Source organism: Aphanizomenon sp. UHCC 0183 (genome assembly GCF_009712065.1).
Lineage (GTDB): Bacteria > Cyanobacteriota > Cyanobacteriia > Cyanobacteriales > Nostocaceae > Dolichospermum > Dolichospermum heterosporum.
In genome coordinates, this window is the sequence record NZ_VILC01000089.1 from 1 (window position 1) to 17,468 (window position 17,468).

The following is a 17,468-nucleotide window of genomic DNA, read 5'->3' on the forward strand; positions in this document are numbered from 1 at the left end:
TATCTGATAAATAGCATCTAGGATAAAACTAATAGCATATTATTAGATTATGATTGTGCGATCGCAAAGTGCTGCTGCAAGCAGTTCGATCTTTTGGCACACAAACCCTAAATCTAGCCAGATTACCAGCTTGGACAAGTGAAGATGGTATCATATATTCTCGTTTTGCTGGATTACGCGCGAGGAAATAAGTGAAAGTTTTAGTTATCGGGAATGGGGGACGGGAACACGCTCTAGCGTGGAAATTGCTGCAATCTGATCAAATCGAGCAAGTTGTCTGTGTACCAGGTAATGGTGGTACTGCAACTATGCCCGGTTGTAAAAACTTGCCCTTAGCAGTGGATGATTTTGCTGGTATTAGCGAATATGCGGTAAATAATGATATTCCTCTAGTAATTGTTGGACCAGAAGTACCTTTAGCTCAGGGAATTACTGATTATTTGCAAAATCAAGGCTTAATGGTATTTGGTCCAAATAAGGAAGGGGCGCAAATAGAAGCAAGTAAAGCCTGGGCTAAAGCCTTAATGGCAGAAGCCGGAGTTCCCACAGCTAAATCTGCGGTATTTACAGAAGCAGTCCCAGCAAAAGCTTACATTCAATCCGCAGGTGCGCCCATTGTGATTAAAGCCGATGGTTTAGCGGCTGGAAAGGGGGTAACAGTTGCCGAAACTATTGCCCAAGCTGAAGCAGCAATTGAGGCAATTTTTCAAGGACAATTTGGATCTGCTGGTAGTTCCGTTGTCATTGAAGAATGTTTAGTCGGGCAAGAAGTATCTATTTTAGCTCTCACCGATGGTTTAACCATTCGTCCATTATTACCTGCTCAAGATCATAAGCGCGTTGGTGAAGGTGATACAGGAGATAATACTGGAGGCATGGGTGCTTATGCTCCTGCGCCAATAGCGACACCGCAGTTAATGGCACGGGTACAAACAGAAGTATTAGAAAGAACTATTCACGCCTTACAAAGTAGGGGCATTGACTACCGAGGCATTTTGTATGCGGGGTTAATGATTTCACCAGATGGGGATTTTCGGGTTTTAGAATTTAATTGTCGCTTTGGTGATCCAGAAACCCAAGTGATTTTACCAATGCTAGAAACACCTTTGGAAGACTTAATCTTGGCTTGTATAGAACAGCGGTTAGGAGATATGCCGCCGATTGCTTGGAAACAAGGGGCAGCGGCGACGGTGGTGGCTGCTTCTGGTGGTTATCCGGGAGAGTATATTAAGGGTAAGGTAATTACTGGTTTTGCCGCAGCCCAGACCGTAGGGGCGACGGTTTTTCACGCGGGGACAAGGTTAAATGCCGTCCAGGAAGTTGTGACAGATGGCGGTAGGGTGTTAAATGTCACTGGCTTGGGTGAGGATTTTCAAGCAGCTTTAGCTCAAGCTTATGCAGGTATAAAGAGCATTCAATTTGATGAAATGTATTATCGCCGAGATATTGGTTATCGGGTTTTAGGCTGATTTTTGGGTACTTGAATTAGATTTTTTGCTCTCGCAGAGGCGCAGAGGCGCAGAGGAATCTTAAATAAATCCTCCCCCCTGCCCCCTGCCCCCTGCCCCCTGCTATATTTTCTTCTATCCCAGCCCTCCCCGCAAATTGCTAAAAGTTTGTATGCTGAATCTATATGGTTGTTTATAGTTCTTAATTAAAACTGGTGCAAGAAGATTTTCGTTTAATTATTGATTTAGTTTTGGTGTTTGCTGTTGCGGCTTGCGGTGGACTATTAGCTGCGCTGTTAAAACAACCTGTTTTGCTGGGATATCTGATTGGTGGGATGGTTGTTGGTCCTTCTGGACTGCGACTGATTAAGGAACTTATCCAAGTGGAAACCTTGGCTCAGTTTGGGGTGGCGTTTTTGTTGTTTGCTTTGGGTGTGGAGTTTTCCTTAACGGAACTTAGGAAAGTTAAGGCGATCGCTCTCGGAGGTGGTACTTTACAAATTATCCTCACTATTCTCATCACTGTTTTGGTCTGCGGTGTCACTGGCGCTTGGGGAACTTTACCCGCTAAAGGTGTATTTTTGGGTTCGATTTTGTCTCTGTCTTCCACTGCGGTGGTTCTCAAGTGCTTAATGGAACGCAATGAAACGGAAACACCTCACGGTCAGGTGATGCTGGGGATGTTGGTTGTCCAGGATTTAGCCCTGGGACTAATGTTAGCTGTCTTACCAGCCCTCCATGAACCAGGAGAGGTGATTGGAATTGCTGTGCTGATGGCATTGCTAAAGATTGGTTTATTTGCCGCTGGTGCGGTTGTAGCGGGGATTTGGTTAATTCCCCCCTTACTCAGATTATTAGCCAGAACGGAAAGTAAGGAGTTATTTTTATTAGGTATTGTCACCATCTGTTTAGGAATTGCCATATTCACAGAATACTTGGGGTTATCTATTGAAATGGGGGCATTTGTCGCTGGATTGATGATTTCTGAGGTGGAATATGCTGATGAAACTTTGACTATTGTTGAACCATTGCGGGATATATTTGCTAGTTTATTTTTTGCTGCCATTGGGATGTTGATTGATCCGGTATTTTTGTGGCAAAATCTAGAATTGATTCTCGGATTGGTGGCTTTGGTTTTTGTGGGTAAGTTTTTAATTATTACTCCTTTAGTAAGTCTGTTTCGCTATCCTTTAAAAACATCTTTAATTGTGGGGCTGGGATTAGCACAAATTGGGGAATTTTCGTTCGTTCTGGCTAGTGAAGGGCAAGCTTTGGGTTTGGTGTCTCGGCGGGTATATTTACTAATTTTAGGAACTACCGCTGTCACTTTAATGTTGACTCCTTTTGTCCTGCGATTAGTGCCATTTTTATTTGATTTTGCTGAATCTATGCCTTGGTTAAAACCATATTTGGTGGATGACCAAGCTCGTGATTTTTCGGAAGATTTGCCACAGAAAAATCATATCGTAGTTTGTGGTTATGGACGACTGGGTAAAAATCTGGTGAAGTTGTTACAGCAATATCAATTATCTGTGGTAGTAATTGACCAATCAGAAAGTCGGATTCAACAGTTAAGGGATGCAGGAATTGCCTATGTTTATGGTAATGCGGTGAGTCTTCATGTCTTAGAAACTGCTGGTGTCAGTCATGCTCAAGGAATGGCGATCGCACTCCCAGATCCTGCTAGTATTCGACTATGCTTAAAAAGATCTTTGGAAGTATGTCCAGAATTAGATACAGTTGTCCGTGCTACCCAAGATAAAAATATTGAGCTTCTTTATCAATTGGGGGCAAAGGAAGTTGTCCAACCAGAATTTGAAGCTAGTTTGGAAATGGTAAATCATCTCTTAATTACTGTGGGTTTGTTACCAGAAGTGGTACAAGAGAAAATGCAACAAATTCGCCAAGATCATTATTTGGATTTACGCCCTGAAAGTTCTGCTGCTGAAGTTTCTCAATATTTACAAAAAGTCACCCGTGATCTAAATCGTCGTTGGTATGATTTACCAGCAGATTCACCTTTAATTGGCATGACTTTAGAAGAAGTGAATATGCGTTATTTAACTGGGGTGAGTTTAATGGCTATTTGTCGGGTTGATGGAGAAGAAATTGATTATCCCAATAGTCAAACTACACTCCTTTTAGGCGATCGCCTATTAGTGGTAGGATCAGCAGAAGAATTAACAGCTTTAATCCAATTTGCTGAAGGTAAAATCACCATTAAGTAGCAATACTTGTCGGTTAAGGGAACACCAAAAAATAAATTACCCAATTTTGTGGGATGGGCATCCTGCCTATCCTTGATGATTAGCGGGCTTTTCGTCCCGCACCACAAGAAATTTTTGGGTAAGTAATTGGACAAAAATATTTACAGTCATTGCGAGCGAAGGGAAGCAATCACAATTTTGTGGGATGGGCATCCTGCCTGTCCTTGATGATTAGCAGGCTTTTCGTCCTGCACCACAAGAAATTTTTGGGTATTTTTTTAATTGGAAGTCCCAAGGAAATGTAGGTTGGGTTGAGCGATAGCGAAACCCAACAAAATCCATGATAATATTGGGTTATGGCTGATGCTTCCGGCTCCCGCAGGGGTACGCCTATAGCTAACGCCTCCCGTCAGGGATACATTTACGTTCCACAACCCAACCTTGTATCTTAGAGGGATGTTAGAGGAATGAAGGTTAGGTTTCTGGAGATGATCGGTTGCATCTAATACTTTTCAAACAACCTCTAAAATTCAGGGTTTTGATAGGCGAGATAAACAGCTTCTAAAAATACATCTGAAGCAATATTTCCTGGCAGAATTTCTAAATTAATAATAGATTGAACCTGTTGGGTGAGTTTTAAAGAAAGTGCTGTCCGCGCTTTTGTGGACATTCCACCGCGTCGGCGTAAATATTCTCGAATAATGGCAAAATCATCTGGTAATAAAAGTGATAAATCGGCTATTTCTCGTAATTGAATATGGAAAGATTTAGCTGTTTCAGAAATAGCTAAATTTGATGATTTCACAACTGTTTCTGCCTGAATTACAATTGTCCCAGCAGCTAAATCACCAAGACGCTTTTCTCGATTACTAAAAGTAATTAAAAAAGCACCAATAAATAAGGATTCATCAAGAGGACGGAGTAAGGCTCGTAATGCTGATTGTTGTAAACCCACAGGTCTACCATCATCGCGCACAACACGAATTTTAGCAATCCTTTTACCGGGTGTTTGTCCTTGCCAAAGAGTTTCAAAAAGGACGAAATAACCTGTGTAAATAAAGAAAAAACTTAATAGAGATATGGCTATCAACCACAAACCAAAATTAGAGCCAAAAATACTAACTCCCAAATCAGTAATTTGCTGAAAAATAAACGACCATATTAACGCCAATATTACTAAAGTAAAAGCTAAAATTAGGTAGTCAATCATTAGTGCTAAAGCCCGACTACCAATTCCAGCCAGGGTAAATTCTATTTCTACACTTTCAGGTGTAGTGAATTTAATGCGATTAAAAAGGTGCATTATATTTGAATTTAATTAAATATCGTGATCACGTAATTGTAAACCCAACCCTTCTCGACGACTTCGCAAGTCGTAGTAAATCACAGCTTTTATTGATTGCCAGAATGGCATCACAAACGTTCCTCCTACTAAACTGATAAGCAAGGAAACGAGATACACCAATGTGTAGATAGTAGAACCCGGCTCTAGTTTGATGAGAAATAAATTAGGTATATAGTTAAATAAAAACATAATTGGCAGCGTCACAAGTCCAGTAACTATCACAATTCCTTGAATGCGAAATGCTGAAGCTTTGGTTAACTCCCAACTTCTAGAAATACTTTCGCTACCATTGATATTTTCTTCTACTGCTAACGGTACTTCAGCCACAACCCAACGAGCGTAAAACCAAGTTAGTCCTGGCAGCACCATCAAAATAATTAATAATGGGGTGAAGTAGGGAGATAAGTAAATCACTATAGATCCTAAGATTAAAAATAAGATGAATGTCAACAGACCAACCGCTATACCAGCTACAATCGTCACTCCCAGATAAGCTAAGAAAAGATTAATACCTACTTGCAGATAAACTGCAAAAAATGACCAAAAACGTGGATTAACATGACTTCTAGCTTCTTCAACACTTTCCGGCTGGTAAGTCAATTCTCCAAAAGCTAAACGTGATATGAGTCCAGAAATCGCCGCATATTTTGCCCAGCCATAGATGGGAACTAAAGCCCATAAGTGAGCGATTAAAGCTAGTTTCAGATAAGTCTTTAGATGAGAGCGATATAAACGTACACCAGCACTGACTACATTGCCGATACTCAATGGTTGTATGGAGCTAGAAGAACCAAAATTTCCAGACATGGTGTTAATTTTTTCCTAAAATACAGCGCTTACTTTGAAGTTATTTTAAGCTAATCTGTACTAAGTATTTAGAAATTTTATGAATATTCAACGTTGGATAGGAAGACGCGAGGCTAATTGGCAGCGTTTAGATGCTTTGTTGAAGAAGGTAGAACAAAAACGCTTAAAGTCCATGCGTTCGGCAGAAATTAGGGAACTGGCGAGTTTATATCGTTCTGTAGCAGCGGATTTAGCTAGGGCGCGGACTCAGCAAGTTGGTAAAACTTTAATTCAAAGTTTACAATCATTGACAACTCGCGCCTATACACAGATCTACCAGGGTTCGCGGCGACAGGAATGGCAAGCAGCGAAAGAATTTTACCTGTGGGGATTTCCTCAAGTGGTGCAGCAAACGTTCCTATACATTGCCATAGCCACCGCTATGTTCATTTTAGGAGGCTTAATTGCTTGGTGGTATGCTTGGCAAGATCCGAGTTTTATGTCCTTGGTAGTACCGGAAAGGTTGATTTCTCTGGTGCGAGATAAGCATGAATTATGGATGGGTTCAATTGTGGGAATTGAACCTTTAGCTTCTAGTAATATTATGATGAATAATATTTCTGTATCTTTTGGGGCTGTGGCTGGAGGAATTACAGCCGGTTTATATACAACTTATTTATTAGTATTTAATGGTTTATTAATTGGTGCGATTGGTGCTTTAGTTGCTCAAAATAATCTGGCTTACCCGTTTTGGGCGTTTGTGTTTCCTCATGGTGCTTTGGAATTACCTGCGATATTTTTTGCGGGAGGTTCAGGTTTGTTGCTGGCAAGGGCAATTTTATTTCCTGGTAAATATCGCCGCCGTGATGCGTTGAAATTTTACGGTTCTTTGGCTGTACAATTGGTTTTTGGGATTGTGCCGATGTTGGTTGTTGCTGGTTTAATTGAGGGTTTTTTGTCTCCAAATCCGATTGTTCCAGATCCAATTAAATATTTGGTGGGGATGGGTTTGTTTGTGGTTTTGGTGCGGTATTGTAGTCGGAAGAAAAAATAATTTCAGCTTTTACTAGCAGCAACTTCACTCATAAACTTATCTATACAGGGCATATCTCCATACATAACAGTTTGTAGTGGTAATGTATTTGCTATATAACACAGTTTTTAAGAGTAAATAACCGTTGTTTGAACATTAATATTAACATTCAACTTTTTTCGCAAAACATTGAAAATAGCAGTCAAATTATCCATTGTTGGATTACCTTTTGCTGATAACATCCGATGTAAACTCTTGCTTGGTTTAGAAATTTCAATTGCTAACTGTTCAAAACCTACTGTTGCGTTGACAATATCTCTCAAAATAAGTCTTGCTGTTTCTGGTTCACCATTGAGGAAAAGAGAAATAGCTTCATCCAGGAGAGCTATTACAAATTCAGGATCTCTTTGGACTCTTGCGTTAATAGTTTCTGTAAAATCTCTGGTAAGTGCCATAATAACTACCTCTTCTCTCTATTTTCGTTGTTAGTTTCTTGGTCTTTAATAGCTTCTTTCTTCCGCATTTTGTACTCTTGGTACAATTCCTTAGCACGCTTAATATCAGATTGCTGATTTTTCTTTGTTCCACCAGCAAATAAGACTATAAGTTGTTTACCATCCTGGGCTAAATAAATTCGATATCCTGGACCCCAATCAATTTTATATTCACCAATTCCATCGAACCATTTAACGCTTGATGTATTGCCCAACTCCAGACGAAGTTTAACAACTGTCACCTTTGCAGCAGCTTGAGCATCTAAGCCATCAAACCATTCTTGATAAGGTCTTGAGCCATCCTCTCTAACATATTCTTGAACTTTCATAGTAGGCACAATATATAGTAACTTATATGTTACTATACGTCAAGCGGTGTAATGATAAATAAACTCAAAGTAGTATACATCGTGAAAAAATGAATCAGATTCAAGAGTTACATTAACAAGATATACTTAATTTCTCTTCAAAGCTGATTTCTGGCTTTAAGTTGTAAATATCTATCTACTAATTGTTCGGAAATTTGATTTGCTGGTGCGTCAAGAACTAATACTCCTTTTTGTTTTAATTGGGCAAATGCTAGTTGTCTTTGTGCTAATAAATCTATTGCAACTGCGCGAATATAGGATTGTGTGGCATCTTCGGTAAATGTATGTGCTAAATTGTCAACTTGAGGATCTCGCAGGGTGACGCAAAAGGGTAAATAACGGGGTGCGAGTCTGGTGAGGGCTAGGAGAAGTTCGGAGGAAGCGGTGATATCAACTAAGTCGGTAATGATGACTATTAAAGCCCTGCGGGTTTGTTGTTTGACGACGTGGGTAACTGCACCTAAATAATCAGATTCTATTAATTCTGGTTGAATGGGGGTGAGTTTATCAATGAGTTGATTGAGGTGATGTTGTCCTCGTTCCGGGGGTATCCACGTATGTATTTTGTTGTCAAATACACCAACACCAACGCGATCGCCTCTGTGCAATCCTGCTAATGCTAGGGACAATGTGGTGTTTAAACCCCAATCAAATCGTTGTAAACCTTGAACTTTGGCTGTCATTAGTCTGCCACGATCTAGTAATATCAATAATGTTTGTTCTTGTTCTGGTTCTAAAACTCTAACGAGGGGTCCTGTATTACCGTAGGCACGTCTAGCAGTGGCTTTCCAATCAATAAAGCGTAAATCGTCACCGCTGCGGTAGTTTCGTAATTCTGCAAATTCTGTGCCTATACCCATTTGCCGAGTTTTGCGGATAGAACCTGATGATTGTAATGTCAGACGAATGGAGAGCGATCGCAATCCCACTAAATCAGGATATACTTTTACCTGTGTACTGTGGGGAATTTGCCAATCATGCCACACAAACCCCCACATTCCCAACTGTCGTACTTGCATATTTCCCCAAGAAAACTCTCCTCGTTGATTCGGGTAAACTGTGTAAGTTAATTCCTGGCTTTGATTAGCATTAATATTAGCTGTAACTGTGGTTGTAGAAACAGTAAATTCTTGTGGGTAATAATCGTGGATTTCAATAACTGCATCAATTTTTCCAGCTTTTACTTTTAAAATAACTGAATTATCTCTACCAATAGATAAACGTGATGGTAATTCGCGGGTAATTTCTACGCGGTTTGCTTTCATTCCCCAACCATCAATTACCATGAAGGTGAAAACCGTAAGATCAAATAAACAAGTTATGATTATAGTTTGATAAATTCCCAGAATCATAGATAAAATTGGGGAGATAAATATTCCCACAATTAATAAAAAATAAACTTTTTTGGATGGAATCATATTATCAAGGATGAATTTATGAATACTGATTTCTGCGGTCAATTTTGTGACGAATTGCAACTAGACTATAGGATTTACGCATTGACAAGATTCCCCAAATATGTGACGTGAATTTTATCCCTTGTAGGGTGCGTCAGACACGATATTTTGACAAAAAAACAGATTTCCTCTATCTGACGCACCCTACTCAATGAGTTATTCCCAAAGCCGAAAACGACGCAATTCCGTTCATTCATATCATGGCAAGTTAGTGAGCGTGCGTAAGTCCTAGACTATTAGGGAAATTTCAAAATGTTCCCCTAAATGCTGCATAACTCAGAGCCATAATAATTGGCAGAATAATAGAGATAGAAATAATCAGTCCGGTTTTGCCAAAATGAATTTTTTGCCCATCTGATTTCAAGAAGATAATTACAGATGCAGTTGCCATTAAAAGCCAAATTATTGCAAAAATAATAAAGATAATAAATGCTGAATCATTCATGGTTTTTATTAACTATCCTTGTCTCTTTAGGGAACGTAATTCTTGTGATGAGAGTCGTTTTCAACATGAGATTATCAATGAATTAAGTAGGTGAACACAATAAAACCAAACTGTGTAAAGAAATGTAAAATCGCCTAAACCCTCTTCACTCTTGCCTCTTGCCTCTTGCCTTTTGCCTTGCCATAACGACAATTTTCAACGCCAACCTACTTATCTAGGAACTGGAACTTGATTAATTACTGCTGCAACTACTGCATCAATTTGTAAACCATCTAGCATTGCTTCCGGTTTCAATAATAAACGATGACGCAATAAGGGTGAAGCCACTGATTTTACATCATCTGGAGTGACAAAATTCCTTCCTGATAACCAAGCTGCGGCTTGAGAAGTTTGCAACCAAGCACCGGCGGCGCGAGGAGATGCACCTAAAGCTAAATCAGGATATTGACGGGATTTTCTGACAATTTCTAATAAATAATCAACTATTGTTTCTGATACTTGAACTTGTTTTACAGCTTGTCTAGCTTGCAAAATATCAATTACTGTAGTGACAGGTTTTAAGTTAGCAATATCTGTACGTTTTGCAGTAAACCCAGACTGACGATTTAATAACATTTGTTTTTCGGCTGATTGTTCTGGATAATCTACAATTAACTTAAACAAAAACCGATCTAATTGTGCTTCTGGTAAAGGATAAGTTCCTTCAAATTCTAAAGGGTTTTGGGTGGCAATTACCCAAAATAAATCAGGTAATGGTAAACTTTCACCGTCGAGGGTAACTTGCATTTCTTCCATTGCTTCCAAAAGTGCAGCTTGGGTTTTTGGAGGAGTGCGGTTAATTTCATCGGCTAAAAGTATTTCTGTAAAAACGGGACCTTTTTTCAAAGTAAAATCGCGGGTATTTAAGTCAAAAATATTTGTCCCTGTAATATCTGACGGGAGAACATCTGGAGTTAGTTGAATACGACGAAAATCAGATTGGATTAATTGTGCCAATACTTTAACTAACAATGTTTTTGCTGTGCCGGGAACTCCTTCTAAAATAATATGTCCACCTGCTAATAAAGCAATTAATGTCTGTTTAATCAAAGTAGGTTGTCCAACAACTATTTGATTAATTGCTTTTCCCAGGTTAATTAAAACCGAATTATTAGTTTCACTCATATTTATCAATCACTCACAAAAAAAAGGAATAAAAAAAGATTTCGAGAAATATCATATTCATCAAAAGACCTATACCAAATTTATCTAAAGCTGCACAGAATCATAATCATCCGTATTTATCTGCGTTTATTTGCGTTCATCTGCGTTTAATTATTTTCACAAATTACGCCATTTCTCTAACCAGCTTATCAGTTCTCGTTCACTTATTCGGCGTTTTTGTGATTGTAGTTGTAATACTGCATTAAGTTTTTCTGTATTATTCCCTGTTTGTTCTTCCCAGATTTTTAGTAAAACCTGATTGTCTACAGGAATTTGACTCAAACCCAAAGCTTTTTGCAGTTGTATTTGTTCTTCTTTCCCCAACATTTCCACGACAAAATCGGTAGATTCTGCTTTGTGGAGAACTCCCGCTAAAGCTTGAATATAAGCCTGACTATTATTTATGACGGGTGTTTCTAAGTTTACTGATTTACCAAAGCGGCGATTTTCTGCCCAAATTAATGCCAATAACAGGACAATTAGCTGGATAAAGGCTGGTAATAGGGGAGTTTTGGCGAAGTAATTGAATATACTATCTTCTCCTACTTTTTTCTGAATATCTTTGTCTTTATAGCCATGTATATATTCGTCTACAAATACTTTTTGACTATTTTTAGTGACTAAATCTGCTAATAATTTAAAATTACTGTCATTGTCTTGATAGGCATTAGCAGCTAAATATGGTGTTGTTACTAAGATTACTTTGCCTTTACCGGATTTTTTCTGCCAAATTATTGCTCCAAATTCGTCTCCTAATATGACTTGTTCTGCTTTTGAAGTATGATATCGGCGACGGGTATCAATCTTGATGTTTCCGAAGGGTGATTGCTGCTGTGTACTAAATGCTGCTGCTGTTACTGGTTGTTTAATTCCTAAAATTACGAGGTTATTCCCTTTTTTTACCCATTCTTCTGGTTCTGAATATATTTCTATTTCTTGAAGAGTGCTATTAATTTGTAATAAGGTAATAGGGCTTTTTGTGGTTGGTAAATCACTAAATGGTTTTTGCCAACGTTGAATACTGATATCTTGGTCTTGCATAAAGGCATACCACGCACCATAGCCATCAGGGCCGCGATTATAAGTAGAACCACTAGTTATTTGGGTGTTGGGGGCTGCTATAGTGGTAAGTAAAATAATCACGGCTAAGACTATCGCACCTAACCAAGCAACGCGCTGATTGCGTTTCATGATTTATCTGAATTAGGAATTTCCAAGAAAAAAATTATCCCAATAAATGAACAAAAGAACCACAGAGGCACAGAGAACACAGAGAGAGAAGAAATAGAGAGAGTTTTTGCGTTAGTTTTGGGACATATTTTTATTTGGAAGTCCCTTAAAAGAAACTTTTACTCCTGACTCCTGACTAATGATTCCTGGATTTTTCTATAAGCTTGCCAACACTGTTGATAATTTTCTGCTAAAATCTCATGCTCACTAAAGCACAGTTGTTCATGGGTGGTGATTAATGTTTGATATGGTTGGAGGAGGGTGACGGAGGATTTGAGTAATTGCAAATATTCTCCGTCCGTGCGGCTGGGTTGTTGGCGAGCGATCGCTTGTTCATGTAATTGTTGTAACATTGCTAAATAAACACAACGACAGGCTTCTCTATAATTATACTGCCGTTGAAATTCCTGAGCTTGGCTTAATAACAGGGTAATGGATGTTTCTCTGGAATTAGCTTTGGTTCTAGAACCCCTAGCATTACTCACCGCCTTCAGCCAGGTATAGATATAAGGATTAAATTCTTGCCATAAGTGCCAACCTACCCATACCAAGAACAAACCCAATCCTGACCAAAATAGGATTGTTAGTAATTCATTTAACCAAGGACTGATTGACCAGCCAGGAGGCAACTCTGGTAAGGTGGTTTCAAATCTGGAAAATTGGTATTCTACCCATTCTCCTACCTGCTGTTGGAATAAGGAAAACTGCCACACCCAATTTGTTTGTTCAAAAGCATCTGTAGTCATAAAACAGAATAGCTCAACCTATTATTTATTTACATCATTACTGATTTTGCTAATGTTATAGCGGTATGTACTTGAATGAAGTCCAAAAATTAAGTCAAAAGCCTTACAGCACTCCTCCTGACTGGGCGCAGTCCCTGCACCCCTACCTCCTCCAATAGCATGACTATTTACTTTTATAAGGTTTCCCAGCCATACGGGTGTTTTTCTAATTTTTCTCCTCACGGGATTGATGTCGAAGGTACTTATTGGCCAACTGTTGAGCATTATTATCAAGGACAAAAGTTTGTTGGTAGTCCAGATGCCCCGATTATACCTTTAATCTTTGCTGCCCCTACCCCTGAAGAAGCTGCTGCTTTAGGACGTTGTCCCTCTCGTCGTCTCCGTCCAGATTGGGAATTGGTGAAAACTCAGGTGATGCGAAGGGCAGTATTCAAGAAATTTATCACTCATCCTGATATTAGGGAAATATTATTAATCACAGGTGATGAAATGCTCATAGAAAATTCGCCTACAGACTATTTCTGGGGATGTGGTGCAAATCATACAGGAGAAAATCACCTCGGTAAAATCCTCATGAGTGTACGTGCAGAAATACGGTTACAGTTATTGGAAATATGAAAAATTTTATACTGCTTGTCTATTAAAATACTGTTTAGCTTAAACAGTAGAAGCCTCTCACCTACCCGATAGGAAGGCGATGAGGAATGAACACTTTCTTGATTTTTTTTCAAATATTTGATATAATTTTCAAGGGTAGGTGTAACTCAATTAAATGCTGAAAAGCAGCCTATCAAAAAAGTTAAAAATTATCTCAAAAAGTCCCTAGGGCATAGGGCTTTAAAGCTCGGTTAATGTCTTCATAGAGGAGTCGCCGAGAAGCCCACACTCACCTGAAAGGGAGTGTGTGGAGTATGTCACGAGAAAAGCAAAAGGCACTGGTCTTTTACAATCAAGCTTTACCTTTAATGCGGGCTGTGGGCGATCCCTATGGAGAAGTTACCATTCTTGATAATATTCGTGCATTAGGAGGGTTTTAAGGTATTTTAGGGTGCATGAGGGTGAAATCTGTTTTGTTTCAAAACTTAAAAAATCCTGAGTAATTACTCAATTGCATCAAAATAAAATTACTGCTAAAAGTAGCGTGTAATTCCCAAAAATATAGGTTTTCATCAAACTTATGTTTTTTATTTAGTAAAGTTTAATTGCAAAAATGTCCCATCGAATTTAAAGCTGTTATCTTAATAGTTGAAGCAGGTATAGCTTCCCTGGCAGATACGACAGCTAGAGAGAAAGAAGAAAGAAACCACAAATGAGAGGTAAAAGCGCTGTTTAATTTACATCTGTCTCGTCAACAAACAACAACACCCAACGCGAAAGCTGATATTTCCTCAAATGAATGAAAATCAGGGGGCGCTGTGACTGGTTTCCATCCCTTGTTGATCAAGTTGATGAAAGGTAGTACATCCCTGGCTAGAGTTAACAAAAAGAGGGAATCAACAAGCTAGTAGATGTCTGGGTGTTGTTGTTTGTAATTTTGTACTAGAATTAAATAGAAAGAGATATTGAAAATAGCGCCTTATGTCAATTATTGCGCTCAGAGCGTGGTATCTACCGGATTATGAACCGATTACAGAACTGGAAAAACGTCCTCCAGATATTCGGCTGAGTAAAAAAAGCTTATTAAAATCAGGATTGCGAGCAGACTTTTTAGAGGATAGCGACGGACTGAACAAATTTTGCTGGTGCAAATGCAACGTCCAGACTTGGTAGGACAGTTTCCTTTTGATTTACCTACCCAGCAGGTTTTACAATTTCAAAATGGTACGGAACTCAAGCAAATGCTGACAGGAATGATTGAAAACCAATTGGGTGACATACTCCACACACTCCCTTTCAGGTGAGTGTGGGCTTCTCAGCGACTCTTCTATGAAGACATTGACTGAGCTTTAAGACCGTGTGTCCCACGGTTCTTGATAATTAAAGTCAGTGAAGGAGTTGCCCCCTCCACTGCTCTCCAAAACGGAACGTGATAGTTTCCCATCATTCCGCTCCTCAGTAAAACGGCTGTTGTCATCAGAACGTCATTGCCAACATATCGTTTCCCCCGTAAATAACGGGTTCTACAGGTGGCTTAGGTTTAGCATTATTAATGTGCTAATTTGTTACCGAGACTACCATCCAGGGCAGTCTTTTTATCATGGCAATGTCGGTGGAGTAGTTGCCAATTATCGTATGTGTCCCGTCCACCAAGGGATGTAGGAACACGATGGTCAACTTCAATCGAATCTCCATCTGTGAAGTAGTTACCGCAGTGAGCGCATTTCCCTTTTTGCTTTTTGAGTAGTTTTGCTACTCTCGTAGACACTTCGGGATGTGTACCCATTCTTGAACTCCAATAAATCCAGTCACCGTCATAAGGGGATGCTATCCCTTTGACTTTTACATAGCGTTTTATTTCAGTGGAACTATGCTGTATAAGCATTAGAGGATTTTTGTCTTCCCTGGTTGCGAATGTCCAGTTATTGCCTTCTACGGTTTTGAAGTATTTAAGGCGTATCCACCCTCTACCTTTATTTCGATGACGATGACGACCCCATTTAAGAAGCTTCCAGACAACTAAATGCGATAGCCTTTCAAAAATTTTCTGGCTAACAACAGTAGAGAAGTAATTGCACCAACCCCGTATAATAGGATTGAGTTTCATAATCAAAGTCGCTTGGTCTAATCCGCGCGACTTATCTATTACTTCAGCCACTTTTTTATAGTGCCTTTTCTGGCTTTCTTTACTAGGAGTGATAATAGTCTTAAAACCTAATAAACCACCTCTGCTTTTACTCCCTGAATTGTATTTTCCGACTGGAAATTGTCTAATGTTGAATCCTAGAAAATTAAATCCAGGCTCTTCATCTTCTAGTTTGTTCAGGGTATGGGCTAATCTTGTTTTACTCGGTTTTAGTTCTAACCCGATGTCACTTAACCACTTCTCTATCTCTGTTTTACACATTTTTATGACTTCTAGGTTCTCGTGAACTATTACAAAGTCATCTGCGTATCTGATTAATGAAATTGATTTCAGTTTATCTCTAACACTCAATTGAGTATTGTCGGGTCGCTTCATATCAAATTTTGGAGCTAATCCTATAATCAGTTCTTCCATTCCATGTAGAGCAACATTAGCAAGTAGGGGTGAGATTACCCCGCCTTGTGGTGTTCCTTCATCAGTTGGGAACAGATTCTTCCCATCCATAACACCAACTTTTAACCAAGCTCGAATTTGTCTTCGTAGGGTTGGATAGGTATTTAGTTTCTTGAGAAGTACATCGTGATTAATGCGGTCAAAGCATTTGCTGATATCGGCATCCAAAACAAATTTGGATTTTGAACGAATTGAATTAAATATTGCTCCAACCGCATCGTGACATGAGCGTCCAGGTCTGAACCCGTATGAGTTAGGTTCAAATCGCGCTTCCCATTCTGGTTCTAATGCCATTTTGACAAGTGCTTGCAAGGCTCGGTCATTCATTGTCGGTATTCCTAAAGGTCTTTTTTCCTCTGTTCCTGGTTTGGGTATCCAAACTCGGCGAGTAGGTTTGACCTTTGAATCCATTTTAATTTCATTCATCAAAGTCAAACGTTGCTTTGGGGTCAGTGATTTAACTCCGTCCACACCAGCCGTTTTCTTACCTTGATTATCCTGGGTTACTCGACGAACCGATAATGCTCTTGCTGACCGTGAACTTATCAACAATTTTTGAAGTTTACGAACTAACTTGACATCATCACGACTAGACGCTTGGTATATCCGCTTTTGCAACTTGAAGATGTTACGTTCTAGCTTTCGCCAGTTGATATCTTTCCATTCATACATCGGTTTTAACGCCGTGTTCATGACTTATTAATTGCTACTGGTAGCTATACTATCCGTTTTACCGTGAGTCTGTGGGCATATCCTTACCATTACAGCAAGGCGTTAGCTTCTGACCCAATCTCTCTCACCTGTTACCTGGTTTTTAATCCAGAGTTTTCGTCTTAGCTGACTACTCAAAGTATTCGACCTCTTTGAGAGTAATCAAGTGAGTTACTTCGTTCCTCATAACCTTTGTTTTGTTCTGTTAGGATGTCACCTCTTCACCGGGTTTTTGGGTAACGTAGGTATGCCGATTCAAATCCTCATACCACCCTTATTTATTTCCTATGCCCTTTTGGGACTTCCAGCGCAAACAGCCTTATTTCGCTGGTTTGCCTTAACGATGATTCAGACAGTGACTTAGCATTTGTTATCCATAAGAACTTACTCACGGGACACCACTTTTAGGCTAGTAGCTCTTTCCGCTTTTATCCCCGCTTCACCGATTGATGGCTAGTCTCTACAGTGGGGGATATGTTTTCACTCCTACGTCTGGAGGACAGGACTTAACGTTTTCTAGGGTACTAACGTTCACCTGCAAGGTTATGAAGTTGTCATCTACAAGGGATTAAAGTGCGAACTCAATCCTTGAGGATTACCCTGTAGAAGCCAGTCATCCCCCGATTGCTCGGTTTCGACTGAACGAATCGCACTTAATTGAAGCATTCAAATCCCGGCACAAACTGACCTTACAGTTAGGGCAATTGTGCGTTCTTTGGGATAGCGGCTTTTTAACTTTGTTACCACAACTAGAGCATTCTTGGCTTGTTCCGTTTGGATTTACAGCGATTACTTTCAG

General features: G+C 39.5%; 17 protein-coding genes. 6 read left to right on the plus strand and 11 right to left on the minus strand.

What is annotated here, in order from left to right; all coding sequences use genetic code 11:
- Nucleotides 1–191: 191 nt before the first annotated feature.
- Nucleotides 192–1,469: a phosphoribosylamine--glycine ligase gene (purD, locus tag FJR37_RS21425; RefSeq protein ID WP_168467057.1), complete on the plus strand. Its 1,278-nt coding sequence runs from the start codon at nt 192–194 to the stop codon at nt 1,467–1,469.
- A 194-nt stretch (nt 1,470–1,663) separates the two neighbouring features.
- Nucleotides 1,664–3,676, plus strand: a complete 2,013-nt coding sequence (locus FJR37_RS21430) for a cation:proton antiporter (protein ID WP_027401520.1) — start codon at nt 1,664–1,666, stop codon at nt 3,674–3,676.
- Between the two features lie 502 nt (nt 3,677–4,178).
- On the opposite strand, the gene FJR37_RS21435 is transcribed toward FJR37_RS21430, so the two are convergent.
- Complete coding sequence (locus tag FJR37_RS21435; protein ID WP_053539436.1) at nt 4,179–4,958, minus strand: RDD family protein; 780 nt, start codon at nt 4,956–4,958, stop codon at nt 4,179–4,181.
- A 15-nt stretch (nt 4,959–4,973) separates the two neighbouring features.
- The gene (locus FJR37_RS21440; RefSeq protein WP_168467058.1) at nt 4,974–5,807 is read right to left on the minus strand and encodes a hypothetical protein; all 834 of its coding nucleotides are present in this window, start codon (nt 5,805–5,807) and stop codon (nt 4,974–4,976) included.
- A gap of 79 nt (nt 5,808–5,886) precedes the next feature.
- Between FJR37_RS21440 and FJR37_RS21445 the strand changes: the two genes are divergently transcribed.
- On the plus strand, nt 5,887–6,840 hold the full coding sequence (locus tag FJR37_RS21445; RefSeq protein WP_168467059.1) for a stage II sporulation protein M: 954 nt from the start codon (nt 5,887–5,889) through the stop codon (nt 6,838–6,840).
- Between the two features lie 107 nt (nt 6,841–6,947).
- Here FJR37_RS21445 and FJR37_RS21450 read toward each other — a convergent pair whose 3' ends face one another.
- From FJR37_RS21450 to FJR37_RS21480, 7 genes are all read right to left on the minus strand, one after another.
- Complete coding sequence (locus FJR37_RS21450; RefSeq protein WP_027401518.1) at nt 6,948–7,274, minus strand: DNA-binding protein; 327 nt, start codon at nt 7,272–7,274, stop codon at nt 6,948–6,950.
- A 5-nt stretch (nt 7,275–7,279) separates the two neighbouring features.
- Nucleotides 7,280–7,642: a type II toxin-antitoxin system RelE/ParE family toxin gene (locus FJR37_RS21455; RefSeq protein WP_174763461.1), complete on the minus strand. Its 363-nt coding sequence runs from the start codon at nt 7,640–7,642 to the stop codon at nt 7,280–7,282.
- 137 nt (nt 7,643–7,779) lie between these two features.
- A complete protein-coding gene (locus FJR37_RS21460; protein ID WP_168467061.1) occupies nt 7,780–9,099 on the minus strand; it encodes a DUF58 domain-containing protein in 1,320 nt (439 codons plus the stop codon).
- A gap of 286 nt (nt 9,100–9,385) precedes the next feature.
- Nucleotides 9,386–9,583 (minus strand): hypothetical protein, encoded by a 198-nt coding sequence (locus tag FJR37_RS21465; RefSeq protein ID WP_168467062.1) that lies wholly within the window; start codon nt 9,581–9,583, stop codon nt 9,386–9,388.
- A gap of 210 nt (nt 9,584–9,793) precedes the next feature.
- Nucleotides 9,794–10,747, minus strand: coding sequence for a MoxR family ATPase (locus tag FJR37_RS21470; protein ID WP_168467063.1), 954 nt, complete (start codon nt 10,745–10,747; stop codon nt 9,794–9,796).
- A gap of 156 nt (nt 10,748–10,903) precedes the next feature.
- Nucleotides 10,904–11,977, minus strand: a complete 1,074-nt coding sequence (locus tag FJR37_RS21475) for a DUF4350 domain-containing protein (protein ID WP_168467064.1) — start codon at nt 11,975–11,977, stop codon at nt 10,904–10,906.
- A gap of 158 nt (nt 11,978–12,135) precedes the next feature.
- Nucleotides 12,136–12,762, minus strand: a complete 627-nt coding sequence (locus FJR37_RS21480) for a DUF4129 domain-containing protein (protein WP_168467065.1) — start codon at nt 12,760–12,762, stop codon at nt 12,136–12,138.
- 159 nt (nt 12,763–12,921) lie between these two features.
- On the opposite strand from FJR37_RS21480, the gene FJR37_RS21485 reads away from it, so the two are divergent.
- The 3 genes from FJR37_RS21485 to FJR37_RS21495 all read left to right on the plus strand — a co-directional run bounded on the left by FJR37_RS21485 (nt 12,922) and on the right by FJR37_RS21495 (nt 14,532).
- Complete coding sequence (locus tag FJR37_RS21485; protein ID WP_027401513.1) at nt 12,922–13,380, plus strand: NADAR family protein; 459 nt, start codon at nt 12,922–12,924, stop codon at nt 13,378–13,380.
- Nucleotides 13,381–13,673: 293 nt separating this feature from the next.
- Nucleotides 13,674–13,799 (plus strand): hypothetical protein, encoded by a 126-nt coding sequence (locus tag FJR37_RS27485; RefSeq protein ID WP_256366891.1) that lies wholly within the window; start codon nt 13,674–13,676, stop codon nt 13,797–13,799.
- 541 nt (nt 13,800–14,340) lie between these two features.
- The gene (locus tag FJR37_RS21495; protein ID WP_072033558.1) at nt 14,341–14,532 is read left to right on the plus strand and encodes a hypothetical protein; all 192 of its coding nucleotides are present in this window, start codon (nt 14,341–14,343) and stop codon (nt 14,530–14,532) included.
- A gap of 376 nt (nt 14,533–14,908) precedes the next feature.
- Here FJR37_RS21495 and ltrA read toward each other — a convergent pair whose 3' ends face one another.
- Together ltrA and FJR37_RS21510 are read right to left on the minus strand one after the other, a co-directional pair.
- Nucleotides 14,909–16,651 (minus strand): group II intron reverse transcriptase/maturase, encoded by a 1,743-nt coding sequence (gene ltrA / locus FJR37_RS21505; RefSeq protein WP_168467067.1) that lies wholly within the window; start codon nt 16,649–16,651, stop codon nt 14,909–14,911.
- 631 nt (nt 16,652–17,282) lie between these two features.
- Nucleotides 17,283–17,468: zinc ribbon domain-containing protein (locus FJR37_RS21510; RefSeq protein ID WP_168467068.1), on the minus strand; the 186-nt coding region annotated here is incomplete at its 5' end.

Coding starts and splice junctions, on each gene's coding strand:
- FJR37_RS21440 (WP_168467058.1), bottom strand. CDS start 5,807: ATGTCTGGAAATTTTGGTTCTTCTAGCTCCATACAACCATTGAGTATC.
- ltrA (WP_168467067.1), bottom strand. CDS start 16,651: ATGAACACGGCGTTAAAACCGATGTATGAATGGAAAGATATCAACTGG.
- FJR37_RS27485 (WP_256366891.1), top strand. CDS start 13,674: ATGTCACGAGAAAAGCAAAAGGCACTGGTCTTTTACAATCAAGCTTTA.
- FJR37_RS21455 (WP_174763461.1), bottom strand. CDS start 7,642: ATGAAAGTTCAAGAATATGTTAGAGAGGATGGCTCAAGACCTTATCAA.
- FJR37_RS21445 (WP_168467059.1), top strand. CDS start 5,887: ATGAATATTCAACGTTGGATAGGAAGACGCGAGGCTAATTGGCAGCGT.
- FJR37_RS21435 (WP_053539436.1), bottom strand. CDS start 4,958: ATGCACCTTTTTAATCGCATTAAATTCACTACACCTGAAAGTGTAGAA.
- FJR37_RS21495 (WP_072033558.1), top strand. CDS start 14,341: ATGTCAATTATTGCGCTCAGAGCGTGGTATCTACCGGATTATGAACCG.
- FJR37_RS21470 (WP_168467063.1), bottom strand. CDS start 10,747: ATGAGTGAAACTAATAATTCGGTTTTAATTAACCTGGGAAAAGCAATT.
- FJR37_RS21450 (WP_027401518.1), bottom strand. CDS start 7,274: ATGGCACTTACCAGAGATTTTACAGAAACTATTAACGCAAGAGTCCAA.
- FJR37_RS21480 (WP_168467065.1), bottom strand. CDS start 12,762: ATGACTACAGATGCTTTTGAACAAACAAATTGGGTGTGGCAGTTTTCC.
- FJR37_RS21465 (WP_168467062.1), bottom strand. CDS start 9,583: ATGAATGATTCAGCATTTATTATCTTTATTATTTTTGCAATAATTTGG.
- FJR37_RS21460 (WP_168467061.1), bottom strand. CDS start 9,099: ATGATTCCATCCAAAAAAGTTTATTTTTTATTAATTGTGGGAATATTT.
- FJR37_RS21475 (WP_168467064.1), bottom strand. CDS start 11,977: ATGAAACGCAATCAGCGCGTTGCTTGGTTAGGTGCGATAGTCTTAGCC.
- FJR37_RS21485 (WP_027401513.1), top strand. CDS start 12,922: ATGACTATTTACTTTTATAAGGTTTCCCAGCCATACGGGTGTTTTTCT.